Source organism: Pseudomonas sp. Root569, assembly GCF_001427465.1.
Taxonomy (GTDB): Bacteria; Pseudomonadota; Gammaproteobacteria; order Pseudomonadales; family Pseudomonadaceae; genus Aquipseudomonas; species Aquipseudomonas synxantha.
The window spans coordinates 99,147-118,724 of sequence record NZ_LMGQ01000029.1; the positions used below are offsets into that span (position 1 = coordinate 99,147).

Consider the following 19,578-nt stretch of genomic DNA (forward strand, 5'->3'; position numbering starts at 1 on the left):
CAAGCAAGCCGAATTTCCCGTAAGCCGATTTCAGGCAGGAACCCCATGATGGACGCCTTCGAACTCCCCCGCACTTTGGTCCAGTCCCTTCAACGCCGAGCTGCGCAGACACCGGACCAGGTGGCTCTGCGCTTCCTGGCCGAGTCGACCGAGCACAGCGAGGTGCTCAGCTACCGTGATCTGGACCTGCGCGCCCGCACCATCGCCGCCGCCTTGCAAGCCAATGCCGGCCAGGGCGAGCGTGCGGTGCTGCTGTTCCCCAGCGGCCCGGACTACGTCGCGGCGTTTTTTGGTTGCCTGTACGCCGGCGTGATCGCGGTGCCGGCTTATCCGCCGGAGTCCACGCGCCGTCATCACCAGGAGCGTTTGCTGTCGATCATCCAGGACGCCGAGCCACGCCTGCTATTGACCATTGCCAGTCTCAGCGAAGGCCTGGCGCAGATCGAAAATGCACCGCCGGTATTGAGCGTGGACAGCCTGGATGCACAGCAGGCCGAGCACTGGCTCGAGCCCGAGCTGCAAGCTGACGACATAGCCTTCCTGCAATACACCTCCGGCTCTACCGCCTTGCCCAAGGGGGTGCAGGTCAGCCACGGCAACCTGGTCGCCAACGAAGTATTGATTCGACGTGGTTTCGGCATCGACCTCAACCCTGATGACGTGATCGTCAGCTGGCTGCCGCTCTACCACGACATGGGCCTGATCGGCGGCCTGCTGCAACCCATTTTCAGTGGCGTGCCCTGCGTGTTGATGTCGCCGGCCTACTTCCTCGGGCGCCCATCGCGTTGGCTGGAAGCGATCAGCGAATACGGCGGCACCATCAGCGGCGGCCCGGATTTCGCCTACCGCCTGTGCAGCGAACGGGTCAGTGAATCGGCCCTGGAGCGCCTGGACTTGAGCCGCTGGCGCGTGGCCTATTCCGGCTCTGAGCCGATTCGCCTCGATACCCTGGAACGCTTCGCAGAAAAATTCGCCCCTTGCGGTTTCACCTCGAACAGTTTCTTTGCCTCCTACGGCCTGGCCGAAGCGACCCTGTTTGTTGCCGGCGGCATCCGTGGCCGCGGCATCCCCGCGATGCACATGGACGAACAGGCCCTGGCCGCCAACCGCGCGGAACCCGGGCAGGGCAGTGCGATCATGAGTTGTGGCACCAGCCAGCCGGACCACGCCGTGCTGATCGCCGATCCCCACAGCCTCATGGAGCTTGCCGACAACAGCATCGGTGAACTCTGGGCCACGGGCCCGAGCATCGCCCACGGTTACTGGCGCAACCCAGAAGCCAGCGCCAGGACCTTCGTCCAGCACGCTGGTCGCACTTGGTTGCGTACGGGTGACCTGGGTTTTATCCGCGACGGCGAGGTGTACATCACTGGTCGCCTCAAAGACCTGCTGATTGTGCGTGGTCACAACCTCTACCCCCAGGACATCGAACAGACCATCGAGCGCGAGGTGGAAGTGGTGCGCAAGGGCCGGGTCGCCGCCTTTGCGGTGAATGACCTGGGTGTGGAAGGCATCGGTATCGCGGCGGAAATCAGCCGCAGCGTGCAGAAAATCCTGCCACCCGAAGCGCTGATCAAGGCGATCCGCCAAGCCGTGGCCGAGGCTTATCAAGAAGCCCCGAGCGTGGTGGTGTTGCTCAACCCCGGTGCCTTGCCGAAGACCTCCAGCGGCAAGGTGCAGCGCTCGGCGTGCGCGATTCGCCACGCCGATGGCAGCCTCGACAGCTACGCGCAATTCCCCGGCTTGCCAACGCAGGCGAGCGAGGTGGCGCTGGAGTCTGACCTGCACAACCAGATCGCGGCGATCTGGTGTGAGCAACTGCAACTGACCAGCGTGGCCGCCGACGATCACTTCTTCCTGCTTGGCGGCAACTCCATCACCGCCACCCAGGTGGTCGCCCGCCTGCGCGAAACCCTGGGCCTTGAGCTGAACCTGCGCCTGCTGTTCGAAGCCCCGACGTTGTCAGCGTTTGCCGCCGGCGTGGCGCAACTGCAACAGGACGGCGGCGTTGCCCAGGGCGCGATCCATGCGCTGTCGCGCCACGAAGACCTGCCCCAATCCCTGGCCCAGAACCGTCTGTGGATCACCTGGCAACTGGACCCACACAGCAGCGCCTACACCATTCCCGGCGCCTTGCACCTGCGCGGCGAGCTGGATGAAGACGCGCTGCGCTCAAGCTTCCAGCACCTGATCCAGCGTCACGAGGCCCTGCGCACACGCTTTTACGAACGCGATGGGCAAGCCTTCCAGCGTGTAGAACCGCAGGTGGATTTCGCGCTGCAAGTCATCGACCTCAGCGACCTGCCGCACGCCGAGCGCGAAGCTCGTGCGCAACAGATCCGCGAAGACGAGGCGCATACCCAGTTTGACCTGGAAAAAGGCCCGCTGCTGTGGGTCACCCTGCTACGCCTGGATGATGAAGACCATCAACTGCTGGTGACGCTGCACCACATCATCGCTGATGGTTGGTCGCTGAATATCCTCATCGACGAATTCTCACGGCTGTACGCCGCTGCCGTCCAAGGCCAGAGCCTGGAGCTGCCGCCGTTGAGCTTGCACTACGCCGACTACGGCAGTTGGCAGCGCCAATGGTTGGCCGAAGGCGAGGGCCAGCGACAACTGGCGTATTGGAAAACGCAGTTGGGTGAAGAGCATCCTGCCTTGGACCTGGCCACCGATCACCCGCGTTCCGCGCTCCATCGGCACAGTGCTTCGCGCCATAGCGTGCGCCTGGATGCGCGCCTCAGCGCCGCGATTCGCCAGACCGCCCAGGCCCACGAGTCGACGCCGTTCATGCTGTTGTTGGCGGCGTTCCAGACCCTGCTTTATCGCTACAGCGGGCAGCGCGATATCCGCATCGGCGTGCCCAGTGCCAACCGCCCGCGCCATGAAACCCAGGGCCTGATCGGGTTCTTTATCAACACCCTGGTGCTGCGTGCCGAACTGGATGGGCGCCTGCCGTTCAACCAGCTGTTGGCGATCACGCGCGAGACGGCAATGGCCGCCCAGGCCCATCAGGACCTGCCTTTCGAACAACTGCTGGAAGCCTTCCCCCAGGCCCGCGAACAGGGCCTGTTCCAGGTGATGTTCAACCACCAGCAACGTGACCTCAGCGCCTTGCGTCGCCTGCCGGGCCTGCTCGCCGATGAACTGCCATGGCACAGCCGCGAAGCCAAGTTCGACCTGCAATTGCACAGCGAAGAAGACCGCAACGGGCGCTTGAGCCTGTCGTTTGACTACGCCGACGAGCTGTTCGAGACCGCGACCATCCAGCGCATGGCCGAGCATTTCATCCACCTGCTGCAAGCTGTGTGCGCGCAACCCCAGCAAGCCCTCGGCGACCTGCCGTTGATGCTGGCCGACGAACAGCACGCCTGGAGCGCAGCACCTTGTGAACCGGCCCGGCAATGGCTGCCCGACCTGCTCAATCAACAGGTCTCGGACGCCACCGCGCTGGTCTGGCAGGACGGCAGCCTGACCTTCGCCCAACTGCACACCCAGGCCAATCGCCTGGCCCATTACTTGCGCGACAAGGGCGTCGGCCCGGACGTGTGCGTGGCCATCGCCGCCGAGCGTTCGCCGCAATTGCTGGTCGGCCTGCTGGCGATCATCAAGGCCGGTGGCGCCTACGTGCCGCTCGACCCGGATTACCCCGCCGAGCGCCTGGCCTACATGCTCAAGGACAGCGGCGTGCACCTGCTGCTGACCCAAACGGCGTTGCTGGCGCAGTTGCCGACTGCCGAAGGCGTATGCGTGATCGCCATGGACAGCCTGCACCTCGACAGCTGGCCAACCCAGGCACCGGGCCTGCACCTGCATGGCGACAACCTTGCCTACGTGATCTATACCTCCGGTTCCACCGGCCAACCCAAGGGCGTGGGCAACACCCATGGCGCGCTGGCCGAACGTTTGCAGTGGATGCAGGCCACTTACCAACTGAATGAAACCGACGTGCTGATGCAAAAGGCGCCGATCAGTTTCGACGTGTCAGTGTGGGAGTGCTTCTGGCCGCTGATCACCGGTTGCCGCCTGGTGCTGGCGGGGCCGGGTGAGCACCGCGACCCGCAGCGCATCGCGCAGTTGGTGCAGGAACATGGCGTGACCACGCTGCACTTCGTGCCGCCGCTGTTGCAGGTGTTTATCGACGAGCCGTTGGTGGCCGAATGTACCAGCCTGCGCCGCCTGTTCTCCGGTGGCGAAGCCTTGCCCGCCGAGTTGCGTAATCGCGTCCTGGCCCAGCTGCCCGCGGTGCAATTGCATAACCGTTATGGCCCCACCGAGACGGCGATCAACGTCACCCATTGGCATTGCACCGCCGCCGATGGCGAGCGCTCGCCGATTGGTCGGCCCTTGGGCAATGTGATCTGCCGCGTGCTCGACGAGCAGCTCAACCCGTTGCCGGCCGGTGTGCCGGGCGAGTTGTGCATCGGCGGTATCGGCCTGGCCCGCGGTTACCTTGGCCGCGCCGGCTTGACCGCTGAACGCTTTATCGCGGACCCCTTGGGCGCGGCGGGCACACGCCTGTATCGCACCGGTGACCGTGCGCGCTGGAATGCCGATGGCGTACTTGAATACCTCGGGCGTCTGGATCAGCAGGTCAAACTGCGTGGTTTCCGTGTGGAGCCGGAAGAAATTCAAGCGCGGCTGCTGGCCCTCGATGGCATCGCCCAAGCCGTGGTGCTGGTACGCGATGCGCAGTTGATTGGTTACTACACTGCCCACAGCGCACTGGACGAACAGCAAGTCAGGACCACCCTGGCCGCCGAGTTGCCGGAATACATGGTGCCGGCGCTGCTGATGCGCCTGGATGCCATGCCCCTGAGCCCGAGCGGCAAGCTTGATCGCCGCGCCTTGCCGGAGCCGGTCTGGCAAACCCGCGAACACATCGAACCGCACACAGCGTTGCAGCTGCAAATCGCCGCGATTTGGCGCGAGGTCCTCGGCCTGCCACGCATCGGCCTGGGCGATGACTTCTTCGCTTTGGGCGGGCACTCGTTGCTGGCCACGCAAATCATCTCGCGCACCCGCCAGGCGTGTGACGTCGAGCTGCCGTTGCGCACCTTGTTCGAAGCCAGCGAGTTGGGCGCCTTTGTCGAGCAGGTAGGGCTGATCCAGGCCGCGGGCCAACGCAACCAACAAACGGCAATCGCCAAGGTCGACCGCAGCCAACCGGTGCCGCTGTCCTATTCCCAGCAGCGCATGTGGTTCCTCTGGCAGATGGAGCCCGACAGCCCGGCCTACAACGTCGGCGGCATGGCGCGCCTGCGCGGCGTGCTGGATGTGCAACGTTTTGAGGCGGCGTTGCAGGCGTTGATCATGCGCCACGAAACCCTGCGCACCACCTTCCCGAGCGTCGACGGCGTGGCATACCAGAAGGTTTCGCCGCAGACTGCTGTGCGCATGGACTGGCAGGACTTCTCGGCGCTGAGCGAAACCGAGCGTCAACAGCGTTTGCAACAACTGGCGGATCAAGAAGCGCACACGCCGTTCAACCTGGAAACCGGGCCGCTGTTGCGGGCCTGCCTGGTCAAGGCCGGCGAGCAGGAACACTACCTGGTGCTGACCTTGCACCATATCGTCACCGAAGGCTGGGCCATGGACATCTTTGCCCGTGAACTCAGCGCCTTGTACGAAGCTTTTATCGACGAACGCGACTCGCCGCTGGCGCCGCTGCCGGTGCAGTACCTCGACTACAGCGTGTGGCAGCGCCAGTGGCTGGAGTCCGGCGAGCGCCAGCGCCAGCTGGATTACTGGACCGCGCAACTGGGCACTGAACACCCGTTGCTGGAGCTGCCCGGCGACCGCCCAAGGCCAGCGGTACAAAGCCACCAGGGCGAGCTGTACCGCTTCGACCTGAGTGATGAGTTGGCCGCCCGTGTGCGCGCCTTCAATGCCGAGCGCGGCCTGACCCTGTTCATGACCATGACCGCGACCCTGGCCGTGTTGCTTTACCGCTACAGCGGCCAGACCGACCTGCGCATCGGCGCCCCGGTGGCCAACCGCATTCGCCCGGAAAGCGAAGGGCTGATCGGCGCGTTCCTCAATACCCAGGTGCTGCGTTGCCAGCTCAATGGGCAGATGAGTGTCGCCCAGCTGTTCGAGCAAGTCCGTCATACGGTGATCGAGGGCCAGTCCCATCAGGACCTGCCGTTCGACCATCTGGTCGAAGCCCTGCAACCGCCGCGCAGCGCGGCGTACAACCCGTTGTTCCAGGTGATGTGCAACGTGCAGCGCTGGGAGTTCCAGCAGCGCCGCCAACTGGCGGGCATGACCGTCGAGTACCTGGCCAACGATGCACGGGCGACCAAGTTCGACCTCAACCTGGAAGTCACCGACCTCGATCATCGCCTGGGCTGCTGCCTGACCTACAGCACCGACCTGTTCGACGAGCCGCGCATTGCGCGCATGGCCGAGCATTGGCGCAACCTTTTGGAAGGCTTGATCGCCAATCCGCAACAGCGCCTCAGCGAATTGCCGTTGCTGAGCGCAGATGAACAGCGTGCGCTGCAAGACAGCCTCGGGGTTGAAAAGGGCGAGCATCGCCTCGACCAGTGCATCCATCAGTTGTTCAGCCAGCAGGCCAGCCAGCGAGCCGATGCCCCAGCGCTGACCTTTGCCGGGGTGACCCTGACTTACGCTGAGCTGGACGCCCGCGCCAACCGCCTGGCCTGGATGCTGCGCGAACGTGGCGTGGGCCCGCAGGTGCGTGTCGGCCTGGCGCTGCCGCGCTCGCTGGAAATGGTCATTGGCCTGCTGGCGATCCTCAAGGCCGGTGGCGCCTACGTGCCACTGGACCCGGAATACCCGCTGGACCGCCTGCACTACATGATCGAGGACAGCGGCATCGGCCTGCTGCTCAGTGATGCGGCGATGTTCGAAGCCCTCGGCGAATTGCCGGCGACGGTGGCGTGCTGGTGCCTGGAAGATGACCTGCCGGTGCTGGCGAATTACCCGGCCGACACGCTGCCCTTTGTCAGCCTGCCACAACACCAGGCGTACCTGATCTACACCTCGGGCTCCACCGGCAAGCCCAAAGGCGTGGTGGTGTCCCACGCTGAAATCGCCATGCATTGCCAGGCGGTGATCGAGCGGTTTGGCATGCGTGCCGATGATTGCGAGCTGCACTTCTATTCGATCAACTTCGATGCCGCCACCGAGCGTTTGCTGGTGCCGCTGCTCAGTGGTGCGCAGGTGGTGCTGCGCGCCCAGGGGCAGTGGGATGCCGAAGAGATCTGCACACTGATTCGCACCCATCGCATCAATATCCTCGGTTTCACCCCCAGCTACGGCAGCCAGTTGGCCCAGTGGCTGGCGACCCAGCAGCAGACCTTGCCGGTGCGCATGTGTATCACCGGTGGCGAGGCATTGACCGGGGAGCACCTGCAGCGCATCCGGGCGGCGTTCATGCCCGAGGTGTTTTTCAACGCTTATGGCCCGACCGAAACGGTGGTGATGCCCTTGGCCAGCCTGGCGCCGCAGCAGTTGGAGGAGGGCGCCGGCAGCGTGCCGATTGGCAGCATCATCGGTGCGCGCGTGGCCTACATTCTCGACGCCGACCTGGCGCTGGTGCCCCAAGGCGCCAGCGGTGAGTTGTATATCGGCGGCGCCGGCCTGGCCCAGGGTTATCACCGCCGCCCGGGCATGACGGCGGAGCGTTTTGTCGCCGACCCGTTTGCCGCCAATGGCGGGCGTCTTTACCGCACCGGCGACCTGGTGCGCCAACGCGCCGATGGCCTGGTGGAATACCTGGGGCGCATCGACCATCAGGTGAAGATCCGCGGTTTCCGCATCGAGCTGGGCGAGATCGAAACGCGCCTGCTGGAACATCCCGACGTGCGCGAGGCGGTGGTGTTGGCGCTGGATGCGCCGAGTGGCAAACAGCTGGTGGCCTACCTGGTCAGCGACGCCGAACACGGCGCGCTGCGCGAAGCGCTGAAGGCGCACCTCAAGGCGCAACTGCCGGACTATATGGTGCCAGCGCATTTGATCGTGCTGGACAGCATGCCGCTGACCGCCAACGGCAAGCTCGACCGCCGCGCCTTGCCTGAGCCGGATCCGCAGGCCAATCGTCAACACTACGTGGCACCACGCAACGCGCTTGAAAGCACCCTGGCGGCGATCTGGTGCGCGGTGTTGAACGTGCAGCAAGTCGGCCTCGACGATAACTTCTTTGAGTTGGGCGGCGACTCGATCCTGTCGATCCAAGTGGTCAGCCGTGCACGCCAGGCCGGGATTCATTTCAGCCCCCGCGACCTGTTCCAGCACCAGACCGTAGAGACCCTGGCCGCCGTCGCCACTCGTTCGGAGCAGGTCACCGCCGAGCAAGGTGTATTGACCGGCAGCTCGGGGCTCACGCCGATCCAGCACTGGTTCTTCGACACTGACATCCCGGCACGCCAGCACTGGAACCAGGCGTTGGTGCTCAAGCCCCTGCAACTGCTCGACCCCCATCGCCTGGAGCAAGCCCTGCTGGCGGTGCTGGAACACCACGATGCCCTGCGCCTGAGCTTCACCCGGCGCGACGCGCAGTGGCACGCCGAACACCTGGCCGTGCCGGAAGGCGGCGTGCTGATGCAGGCCCAGGTGGGTGATATGCAACAGTGCACCGCACTGTTCACCGACACCCAGCGTAGCCTCGATCTGGAACACGGGCCGTTGTTGCGTGCCCTGCTGGTGGACGGGCCGCAAGGCCAGCAACGCTTGCTAATCGCGATCCATCACCTGGTGGTGGATGGCGTGTCCTGGCGTGTGTTGCTGGAAGACCTGCAAAACGTCTACCGCCAACTCAGTGAAGGCCAATCCGTCAGCCTGCCGGCCAAGACCAGCGCGTTGCGCGATTGGGCGGCGCGCTTGCAGGCCTATGCCCATAGCGAATCCCTGCGCGAAGAGTTGAGCGTCTGGCAGGCGCAGTTGGCCGGCCCGGCCGTGGCCTTGCCGGTGCAGCGCCCACAAGGTGCACGGCGTAATCGCGATGCCGAGACCGTCAGCGTGCGCCTGGACGCCGAACACACCCGCCAGTTGCTGCAACAGGCGCCGAGCGCCTATCGCACCCAGGTCAACGATCTGCTGCTGACCGCCCTGGCCCGCGTGCTGTGCCGCTGGAGCGGGCACGATTCGGCATTGGTCCAACTGGAAGGTCATGGCCGCGAAACCCTGTTCGATGACATTGACCTGACCCGCAGCGTCGGCTGGTTTACCAGTGCCTATCCGCTGCGCCTGACACCGCAGGCCGGGCAGGGCGACTCGATCAAGGCGATCAAGGAACAACTGCGCGCCCTGCCGCACAAAGGCTTGGGTTATGGGGTGCTGCGCTACCTGGCCGATGACCTGTGCAAACAGAGCATGGCCGCACTGCCGAGCGCGCCGATTACCTTCAACTATCTTGGCCAGTTCGACCAGAGCTTTGGCTCCGACGCACTGTTCCATCCGCTGGAGGAGTCCGCCGGCCTGGCCCATGATCCTGATGCGCCGTTGCCCAATGAGTTGAGCGTCGACGGCCAGGTGTATGGCGGTGAGCTGGTGCTGCGATGGACCTTCAGCCGTGAGCGTCATGATCAACAGGTGATTCGCGATCTGGCCGAGGCTTACCTGGCCGAATTGCACAGCTTGATCGCCCATTGCCTGCAGGATGATGCCGGCGGCCTCACGCCGTCGGACTTCCCCCTGGCCCGTCTGACGCAGGCGCAACTGGATGCCTTGCCGGTGCCGGCCTGCGCCATCGAAGACGTCTACCCGCTGACCCCGATGCAAGAGGGCCTGCTGCTGCACACCCTGCTGGAACCGGGCACTGGCCTGTATTACATGCAGGACCGCTACCGCATCAACAGCGCCCTGGACCCCGAGCGTTTCGCCCAGGCCTGGCAAGCGGTGATCGCCCGGCATGAAGCCTTGCGCGCGTCGTTCTGCTGGAACGTCGGCGAAGACATGCTGCAAGTGATCCACAAACCCGGCAGCACGCCGATTGAGTACCTGGACTGGAGCGCCGACCCCGAAGCCGAGCAGGAGCCGCGCCTGCAAGCCTTGCTCAAGGCCGAACGCGAAGCCGGTTTCGACCTGCTCAACCAGGCGCCTTTCCACCTGCGCCTGATCCGTGTGGGCGAGTCGCGCTACTGGTTCATGATGAGCAACCACCACATCCTGATCGATGCCTGGTGCCGTTCGCTGCTGATGAATGACTTCTTCGATATCTACATGGCCCTGGGCGAGGGCCGCGACGCGCAACTGGCGACGCCGCCGCGCTACCGCGACTACATTGCCTGGCTGCAACGCCAGGACCTGGATGAGGCGCGCCAATGGTGGCAGCGCAACCTGCAAGGTTTCGAGCGCACCACACCGATCCCGAGCGACCGCCCGTTCCTGCGCGAACATGCCGGTGGCAGCGGCGGCATGGTGGTGGGTGATTGCTACACCCGTCTTGATGCCTGTGACGGTGCGCAATTGCGTGAATTGGCCCAGGCCCACCAGCTCACCGTCAACACCTTCGCCCAGGCGGCCTGGGCCTTGGTGCTGCGGCGTTTGAGCGGCGAGCGTGACGTGCTGTTCGGCGTCACCGTGGCCGGGCGCCCGGTAGACATGCCGCAGATGCAACGCACCGTCGGCCTGTTTATCAACAGCATCGCGTTGCGGGTGAAGCTGCCTGAGGATGACCAGCGTTGCAGCGTGCGCCAGTGGTTGAGCGGCTTGCTCGACAGCAACATGCAGCTGCGCGAGTACGAATACCTGCCGCTGGTGACTATCCAGGAACACAGCGAATTGCCCAAGGGCCAGCCGTTGTTCGACAGCCTGTTCGTGTTCGAGAACGCGCCGGTGGAAGTCTCGGTGCTGGACCGTGCGCAGAGCCTGAATGCTACGTCCGATTCCGGGCGTACCCACACCAACTTCCCGCTGACTGCCGTGTGTTATCCGGGCGATGACCTCGGCTTACACCTGTCTTATGACCAGCGCTATTTCGACGAAAGCACCGTGCAAGGCATGCTCGGCGAATTCAAGCGCCTGCTGCTGGCGCTGATGCAGGGCTTCCATGGCGACATGGCCGAGCTGGCTCTGATTGGCGAGCAGGAGCGTGAATTCCTCGTGGACGGCTGCAACCAGAGCGAGCGTAGCTATCCGCTGGAACGCAGCTACGTTGAGTTGTTCGAAGAACAGGTGGCGCAACATCCGCAACGTATCGCCGCCAGCTGCCTCGACCAGCAATGGAGCTACGACGAGCTGAACCGCCGCAGTAACGGCCTGGGCCACGCGCTGATCGCGGCGGGTGTCGGCCTGGATCAACCGGTGGCGTTGCTGGCTGAGCGTAACCTCGACCTGTTGGGCATGATCATCGGCAGCTTCAAGGCCGGTGCCGGTTACTTGCCGCTGGACCCGGGTCTTCCTAGTCAACGTCTGAGTCGAATCATCGACTTGAGCCGCACACCGTTGCTGGTGTGCACCGAGGCGTGCCGCGAACAGGCCATCGAGTTGCTCGAAGGTGTTGATTGCCAGTTGCTGGTGTGGGAGGAAGTGCCCGCCCGTGGTGAAAACCCAGGGGTCTACAGCGGCCCCGACAACCTCGCCTACGTGATCTATACCTCGGGCTCCACCGGCCTGCCCAAGGGCGTGATGGTCGAACAGCGCGGCATGCTCAATAACCAGTTGAGCAAGGTGCCGTACCTGGATCTGACTGATGCGGACGTGATCGCCCAGACCGCTTCGCAAAGTTTCGACATTTCCGTCTGGCAGTTCCTCGCCGCGCCGCTGTTTGGTGCGCGGGTGGATATTGTGCCAAACACCCTTGCCCACGATCCGCAAGGTTTGTTGGAACATGTTCAAGCCCACGGCATCACCGTGCTGGAGAGTGTGCCGTCGCTGATCCAGGGCATGTTGGCCCAGGAGCACATCAGCCTCGACGGCCTGCGCTGGATGCTGCCGACCGGGGAGGCGATGCCACCCGAGTTGGCCCACCAGTGGCTGTTGCGTTACCCGCAGATTGGCCTGGTCAATGCCTACGGCCCGGCGGAGTGCTCGGACGATGTAGCGTTCTTCCGCGTCGATCTGGCCTCGACCCGTGGCACTTACCTGCCGATTGGCACACCGACCGACAACAACCGTTTGTACCTGCTCGATGGTGCACTTGAGTTGGTGCCCCAGGGTGCGGTCGGTGAACTGTGCGTCGCCGGCACCGGTGTCGGCCGTGGTTATGTCAGCGATCCACTGCGCACCGCCCAGGTCTTTGTGCCCAACCCATTTGGTGCACCGGGCGAGCGTCTCTATCGTACCGGCGACCTGGCGCGGCGCCGCAGTGATGGCGTGCTGGAATACGTCGGGCGTATCGACCATCAGGTGAAGATTCGCGGCTACCGCATCGAGCTGGGTGAAATCGAAGCGCGCCTGCACGAACAGCCCGAAGTGCGCGATGCGGCGGTGGGTGTGCAAGAGGGCGTCAACGGCAAGCATCTGGTTGGCTACCTGGTGGCAGCCGACCAGACGTTGAAGGCCGGCGAGCGCCTGGACCGCATCAAGCAACGCCTGCGTGCCGAGCTGCCCGAGTACATGGTGCCGCTGCACTGGCTCTGGCTCGAGCGCCTGCCACTCAACGCCAACGGCAAGCTCGACCGCAAGGCTTTGCCGGCCCTGGAGATCGGCCAGTTGCACAGCCAGGACTACCTGGCGCCGCGCAATGAACTGGAAACCACCCTGGCCGGGATTTGGGCCGAGGTGTTGAAGGTTGAGCGGGTTGGGGTACAGGACAACTTCTTCGAACTGGGCGGGCACTCGTTGCTGGCTACGCAGATCGCCTCGCGGGTGCAGAAAACCCTGCAGCGCGATGTGCCGTTGCGAGCGATGTTCGAATGCAGCACGGTGGCGGAATTGGCCGAGTATATCGACGGGTTGGCGGCTAACGAGATCAGTGCCGAGAAGGTGGACCGGTTGAGTGATCTGATGGCGGAGTTGGAGGGCTTGTAATAGTCGTTACCAGCCAAGCCTCCTCCCACATTTTTGAATGTGTTTACAGTTCAAAGTGTGGGAGGGGCTTGCTTCCGATGGCGTCAGTTCAGGCAGCGCTTATTTCGGCCCGAGTATCTTCACCAACTTATCCGGCGACGGCGCCCCCTGCTGCTGCTGCAACCCGCCTTTATCATCCAGATAGAAAATCGCTGGCGTCGCCGACAACTCCAGTTCATCCATCAACTTCATATTGGCATTGAGCTTGGCCTCGACATCGGCCGGGATCTTCTCAATGGCCTTGAGCTGGCTGCCCTTGCCGGCGGCTTCGTGTTCCTGCAAGGCCTTCTGTGGATCCTTGGCGGCGAGCAGGGCGGCGGATTTGCCCGGGCTGTCTTCGCGGATGATGCCGACCATGATGTGGCGCAACTGCACTTTGCCGGCCTTGACCCATGGGCGGGCCTGTTCCCAGAACATGTTGCAGTAGGGGCAGTTGGGGTCGCTGAACAGGTAGACGGTGCGCGGCGCGTTTTTATCGCCGTCCTGGATCCAGCTGCTTTTTTCCATCTTGGCCCAGACTTCCTTGGCCATCGGCGCGTACACCAGTTTTTCCAGGGGCGCGCTGCTCAGGTCATTGCCTCGGGCGTCGTAGAGGCTGCCGGCGATCACGTTCTTGCCGTCGGCCGTCAGGTACAGGGCCATGCCACGGTTCTGGTACTGGGCGGCGTAGCCGGTGAGGCCGCTGGGGGCGTCGAACTTGCCGAGGATCTTGGCGCCCTTGGCTTCGATCTGCTTGATCGGTGCCGGCCAGTCTTCGGCCTGGGCCAGGGTGACGGTTGCGCTGAGTGACAAGAAGGTCAAAGGCAGCAGGGTCAGCAGGTGGCGGAGGCGAGGCATGTCGGTTTCCTTGTCTGGGTGTTGTCGAAGGGTTCCATGGCACGGGCCAGGCTGGCATCGGAGAGTTCGCCCAGGTGGCTGTTGATCAGGCGCCCATCGGCTTGGTAGAACAGCGTGGTCGGCAGGGCCATGGAGCCCACGGCCTGGCCGAGGCGGCCGCTGGCGTCGAACAGCACATTGTCGAGGTTCAGGCCCTGGGTGGCCAGGTAGGTGCTGACGCTTTGCATGCTTTCGGCCTGGTTGACGAACAGGAAGGTCACGTCCGGGCGCATGCGCTGGGCGTTTTCCAGCACCGGCATTTCGCGGCGGCACGGCGGGCACCAGGTGGCCCACAGGTTGATCACCAGCGGGCCGCCCTGGTAGTCCGCCAGTTGCACCACTTCGCCGTTGGCATTGCGCAAGGTGATATCCGGCAGGCGCGTGCCTTTTTCGTAGACGCTGAGGGACAGGCTGGTCATGCCCCAGAACAGCAGGCCAGTGATCACCCCGGCGCTGAGCGGCTTGCGCAGGGCCGGGCGACGCCAGCCGTAGACCAGCGAGCCGATAATCAGCGTGATGATCCCGGGCCAGGCGAGAAAGCCACCGTCACGCAGGTCGACCATCTCGACCCAGTCGTCGCTGTAATAACTCCAGTACATCAGCACAAAGCTGACGCGGGCGGCGAGCAGGCCCAGCAGGAACAGGCTGAACAGCACCGACTCCGGGTTCTCACCGCCACGCTTGGCCACCCGCCAGCCCACCAGGGTGGCGAGCATCAACGCGCTGATCAGCAGCAGGTGATTCAGGGCGATGGCGAAGGTGCCGATGGTGAAAGTCAGCATCAGAGAGCGTCCCGCGTCTGGGTCCAGCGTTGCAGGAAGGCAGCGGCATCCACTTCGCCGGTGATGCGCTGGGCACGGCGTTCGTCACCGTCCGGGCCGATCCACACGAAGCTCGGTGGCCCCGGCACCTTGTAGCGGCCCAGCAGTTCGCGGCTGGCGGCGTTGTCGGCGGTGACGTCCAGGCGCAGCAGGCGCACGTCTTTCAGTGCGTCCATCACTTCGGGTTTACCGAATACCTGTTTCTCCATGATCTTGCACGACACGCACCAGTCGGCGTAGTAGTCCAGCAGTACCCATTGGCCCTGGGCCTTGGCACTTTCGAGCTGGCTTTGCAGCGCGCCCGGGTCGTTGAGGGTGGTGAACGCATCGTGGGCGCTCGGCGCATCGGCGACCCGCGAGCCGCTGTAGACCTTCAACGGTTGCCACAACTCATCGCTGCCACCGGCCGCGCCCACCACCAGTACCGCGCCCCACAGGCCCAGTACCAGTGAGCCTGCGCCACACACCTTGGCTGCGGGGCCGGACTCACGGGCCAGCGTCCAGCCGCAATAGGCCATTACCAGGGCCAAGGCGCCCCACAGGCCGATCCACAGGCTGTCGCCGACCACCGGGCGAATCATCAGCACGGCGGTGCCCAGGAACAGGAAGCCGAAGATGCCCTTGAGCACGTTCATCCAAGTGCCCGGCTTGGGCAGGAAGCGATTGCCCACGGTCACCAGCAATAACAGCGGAATGCCGATACCGATACCCATGGCGAACAGGATCAGCCCACCGTGCAGCGCATTGCCACTTTGGGCGATATACAGCAGGGCGCCGGCCAGTGGCGCAGTCATGCACGGGCCCACCAGCAGGCCGGACAACGCGCCGAGAATGCCGGCACCCACCAGGCTGCCGCCGCTTTGCTGGCGGCTGACGTTGTCGAGGCGGTCACGCAGGAAGGCGGGCAGTTGCAGTTCGAAGAAGCCGAACATCGGCAAGGCGAGGATCACGAACAATGCGGCAAAACTGCCCAGGATCCAAGGGGTCTGCAGTAACGCGGCGAGGTTGGCGCCGAGCAACGCGGCCATCACCCCCAGGGCCGCGTACACCAGCGCCATGCACACCACGTAGCTGCCGGCCAAGGCAAAGCCGCGCCGGGGGCTGGCGCCACTGCCAACCACCAGGCCGGCAAGAATCGGCAGCATTGGCAGCGAGCAGGGCGCAAACGCCAGCAGCAGGCCCAGGCCAAAGAACACCAGCAGGCTCCAGCCCAGGCTGCGCTGTTGCAAGCCGCTGGCCAGGCTTTGGTCCTGGGCCTGCGCGGTAGCGGCGACGGCCGGGTTGCCGCCCAGGTCCACGGTAATCGATTGCGGCGGATAACACAGGCCCGCATCGGCACAGCCCTGCCAGCCCAGCTTGACCTGGCCGGTGGCGCCGGCGGGGATCTTCACTTCCAGGCCTTGGCGATATACCTGCTGCTCGCCGAAGAACTCATCGCTATGGGCTTCACCCTGGGGCAGTACCGGTTGCTCGGCCAAACCCTCGAACTTCATGCGCTGCTGGTACAGGTAGTAACCGTCGGCAATCTGCCAATACAGTTGGGTTTCGCCACTTTCAAGACGTTCGGAGGTAAAAGTGAAGGCCTTGCCCACCGGGAGAAAATCAGGTTTGGTTTCGAAGGGGTTACCCGGCGCTGCCTGGGCGAATCCCGCGAACAACACCAGCAGAAAGATAAACAGATGCCGCATGGTCAAGCCTTAGTTCGATGCAAGTGAGGCACACAATGTGTGGCGCTGATTAACCGATGATTAACCGGACGCTATTCTAGAGTGTAGGGAAAATCTGATGTTGTGAACTTTGACCGCATAATGCGCGCTTAATCCGTGCCTTTTCTAATCACCCGCATCTTTTATGAAGGGCTCAGCATGCACGTACTGGTCTGCGAAGACGACGAACTGATCGCCAGCGGCATCGTGGCCGGCCTCACCGCCCAGGGTTTTACCGTGGAGCGCGTGGCCACGGCTGGCGCTGCGCGGGCGATGCTCAAGGCGGCGGCCTTCGACATCATGGTGCTCGACCTCGGCCTTCCGGACGAAGACGGCCTCAAGCTGCTGCAACAACAGCGCAGCCAAGGCCTGGAGATTCCGGTGCTGATCCTCACGGCGCGGGACTCGGTGACCAACCGCGTCGATGGTTTGCAAGCCGGCGCCGATGACTACCTGCTCAAGCCCTTCGACCTGCGCGAACTCGCCGCCCGCCTGCAAACCCTGTTGCGCCGGGTGGCGGGGCGCAGCGTCAACCTGATCGAACACGGGCGACTGGCCTACGACCCCAGCAGCCGTGAAACCTTCCTGGGTGGCCAGCCGGTGGACCTGTCACGTCGCGAACAGGCGCTGTTGCAGGCGCTGCTGCACAACAAGGGCCGCGTGCTGTCTAGCGAGCAGCTCAAGGACAGCGTCTACGGGTTCAGCGACGAACTGGAAAGCAATGCGCTCAATGTGCATATCCATCACCTGCGGCGCAAATTGGGCAACGGCATCGTCGAGACCGTGCGCGGCCTTGGCTATCGCCTGGGCCCGGCGGATGCTGGAGAGAACAGCAAGTGAAGAGCCTGCGCCTGCGCCTGACGTTCAAGCTGGGCGCCGCTTTTGTGCTGATCTGGGTGCTGGCGGCCGCCTGGATGCTCAACGATTTGCGCAACCAGATGATGTTCTCCCTCGACCAGCGCCTGGTGGCCTCGGCGCGCATGGTGGCGGGGCTGACCGAGCAGATGCCGGGGTTGGCCAGTGTCAGCGGTGGCGCACATCTGCGCACCGAACAGCTGAATGTGCCGGGAGGCATGGCGTGCCAGGTCAGCTCGCTGCGCGGCGAGATCCTGGCGCGCAGCCACACCACGCCTGAGGAAGGGCTGGAGTCGCGCAGGAGCGGTTTTCGCGATCAGATGATCGATGGCGTGGGCTGGCGCACTTTCACCTTGTCCCGTGGCGACTTGCTGATCACCACCGCCGACCGCCAGGTGGAGCGCGAGGCGCTGAACCTGTCGATCCTGCTCGCCGCCTCGGTGCCCGTCGGCGTGGCCTTGCTGGGTTGCCTGTGCCTGTTGTGGCTGGGCATCGGCCAAAGCCTGGTGCCGCTCAACCGCATGCGTGACGCCTTGATGCGCCGCAGTGCGGACTCTCTCGAACCGCTGCAGATCCATCCGTTACCCAGCGAGCTCAAGCCGCTGCTCGACACCCAGAACCAACTGTTGCAACGCATCGCCAAGACTATTGAGCGCGAGCGCCGCCTTACCGGTGATGCCGCCCATGAGCTGCGCAGTCCGCTGACGGCGATCAAAACCCACCTGCAAGTGGCGCGCATGACCGAGGGTGCGGCCCGCGACCAGTCCCTGGCCCACGCCGAGGAAGGCGCCGACCGCTTGCATCGCACCCTGGAGCAGTTATTGCTGCTGGCGCGGGTGGAAGGCAGCCTGTCGTTTGACGACGGCTTGCAGTCCAGTGCCGAGGAAGTCGCCAGGTTGGCGATCCAGGATGCCAACGCTGGCGACAATCGTCGGATCGACCTGGTCCTGGCCCACGATCTTGCCGCCAGCCCGGTGGAGATGCCCGTGGGCCTGGCTGTCGCGGCCTTGCGCAACTTGCTGGACAACGCCTTGCGCCACACTCCGGCCGATACCCGGGTGGAGTTGAGCGTGTCCAGCAGTGTCGATCAGGTGCTGTTTCGCGTGCGTGACCATGGCAAGCAGATCTCCAGCGAAGACCTGCAATGCCTCACCCAGCGTTTCTGGCGCAACGGCAACAGCGAAGGCTGTGGCCTGGGCCTGGCGATCGTCCAGGCGATTGTGCAGCGCTGCTCCTGCTCGTTGGCATTCGACAGCCAGCCCGATGGGCTGCGGGTTGACCTGGGCATGCCGCTGCGTCGCTGAATCGTTTTTTCACGTGCCAAATAATTACCGCCTGCCTGACATTGACACCTTCAGGATGGCGGTAATTTTTTGCGCTTGAACGGGCCGAATGATTCGGTCCGAAATGAAAAGGACGGCTCTTTTTATGTTGGTAATCGATACCAGTTTTCCTGCCAGGGATTTCAATGACCGCGACGGCGAAAGCGTGCGGCAGGTGATCCTGCATTACACCGCCGGGCCCTTTGCCTCGGCCTTGCGCACCCTGACCCAGGGTGGCGTGAGCGCTCACTATTTGTTGCCCGACCCGGATGAGCCCAGTTACCGTGCTGCCGGTTATGAAGAGTTGCGCGTGTTCCGCCTGGTGGATGAGGACAAGCGTGCCTGGCATGCGGGGGTGAGCGACTGGGACGGGATTGACAACCTCAACAGCCGGTCGATTGGCATCGAGATCGTCAACCTGGCGCGCGACGACAAGGGCGTATTCAATTTTCCGGCGTATCCCAACGCTCAGGTCGATATGCTCATTGCCTTGATCCGCGACATCCTTGGACGCTATCCGCAGATCACCGCCACTGACATCGTCGGTCACGCGGACGTGGCGTATTGGCGCAAGAGTGATCCGGGGCCGCGGTTCCCCTGGTGTCGCTTGCATGAAGCGGGGCTGGGGGCCTGGTTTGATGAGGCCACGCGCGCGATGTACCAGCGCCGGTTCAGTGTCAGGTTGCCACCCGAGGTCGAGGTGGAGCGGGCTTTCCAGCGCTATGGGTATAAGCCGGCGCAGAATCGCCAGGCGTTCGAGCTGCGAACCCGGGCATTCCAGATGCACTTTCGGTCACAGGATTATCGCGGCGTCCTGGATGCGCAGACCTGCGCGATCCTGTATGCGCTGAACGAAAAATACCGCGGAATTTGATTCGAACGCTGTTCAAATGTGGGAGGGGGCTTGCCCCCGATAGCAGTGTGTCAGTTAGCATATTTTTTACTGACCTACCGCTATCGGGGGCAAGCCCCCTCCCACATTTGGATCTTCATTCATCAGTTAACCAGCCCGTTCCC

The 19,578-nt window shown here is 63.9% G+C and carries 7 protein-coding genes; 4 read left to right on the top strand and 3 right to left on the bottom strand.

Annotated elements, in window-relative coordinates; genetic code table 11:
- Positions 1–45 precede the first annotated feature (45 nt).
- Positions 46–12,942, top strand: a complete 12,897-nt coding sequence (locus tag ASD70_RS27170; protein ID WP_056847935.1) for a non-ribosomal peptide synthetase — start codon at positions 46–48, stop codon at positions 12,940–12,942.
- A gap of 99 nt (positions 12,943–13,041) precedes the next feature.
- Here the strand turns inward: ASD70_RS27170 and dsbG are convergent, their stop codons facing one another.
- The 3 genes from dsbG to dsbD are packed head-to-tail and all read right to left on the bottom strand — an operon-like array spanning position 13,042 to position 16,366.
- Positions 13,042–13,818: a thiol:disulfide interchange protein DsbG gene (dsbG, locus tag ASD70_RS27175; RefSeq protein WP_056847936.1), complete on the bottom strand. Its 777-nt coding sequence runs from the start codon at positions 13,816–13,818 to the stop codon at positions 13,042–13,044.
- Positions 13,794–14,639, bottom strand: a complete 846-nt coding sequence (locus tag ASD70_RS27180; RefSeq protein WP_056847937.1) for a TlpA disulfide reductase family protein — start codon at positions 14,637–14,639, stop codon at positions 13,794–13,796. Before ASD70_RS27180 ends, dsbG begins: the two co-directional genes overlap by 25 nt.
- Positions 14,639–16,366: a protein-disulfide reductase DsbD gene (dsbD, locus tag ASD70_RS27185; protein ID WP_056847938.1), complete on the bottom strand. Its 1,728-nt coding sequence runs from the start codon at positions 16,364–16,366 to the stop codon at positions 14,639–14,641. The genes ASD70_RS27180 and dsbD overlap by 1 nt, the downstream gene beginning before the upstream one ends.
- A 177-nt stretch (positions 16,367–16,543) precedes the next feature.
- On the opposite strand from dsbD, the gene ASD70_RS27190 reads away from it, so the two are divergent.
- The 3 genes from ASD70_RS27190 to ASD70_RS27200 all read left to right on the top strand — a co-directional run bounded on the left by ASD70_RS27190 (position 16,544) and on the right by ASD70_RS27200 (position 19,435).
- Positions 16,544–17,224 carry a response regulator gene (locus tag ASD70_RS27190; protein ID WP_046071830.1) on the top strand — a complete coding sequence of 227 codons (681 nt, stop codon included), beginning with the start codon at positions 16,544–16,546 and terminating at the stop codon, positions 17,222–17,224.
- Positions 17,221–18,543, top strand: a complete 1,323-nt coding sequence (locus ASD70_RS27195; RefSeq protein ID WP_046071831.1) for an ATP-binding protein — start codon at positions 17,221–17,223, stop codon at positions 18,541–18,543. Before ASD70_RS27190 ends, ASD70_RS27195 begins: the two co-directional genes overlap by 4 nt.
- A 124-nt stretch (positions 18,544–18,667) precedes the next feature.
- Positions 18,668–19,435, top strand: a complete 768-nt coding sequence (locus ASD70_RS27200; protein ID WP_046071832.1) for an N-acetylmuramoyl-L-alanine amidase — start codon at positions 18,668–18,670, stop codon at positions 19,433–19,435.
- Positions 19,436–19,578 lie beyond the last annotated feature (143 nt).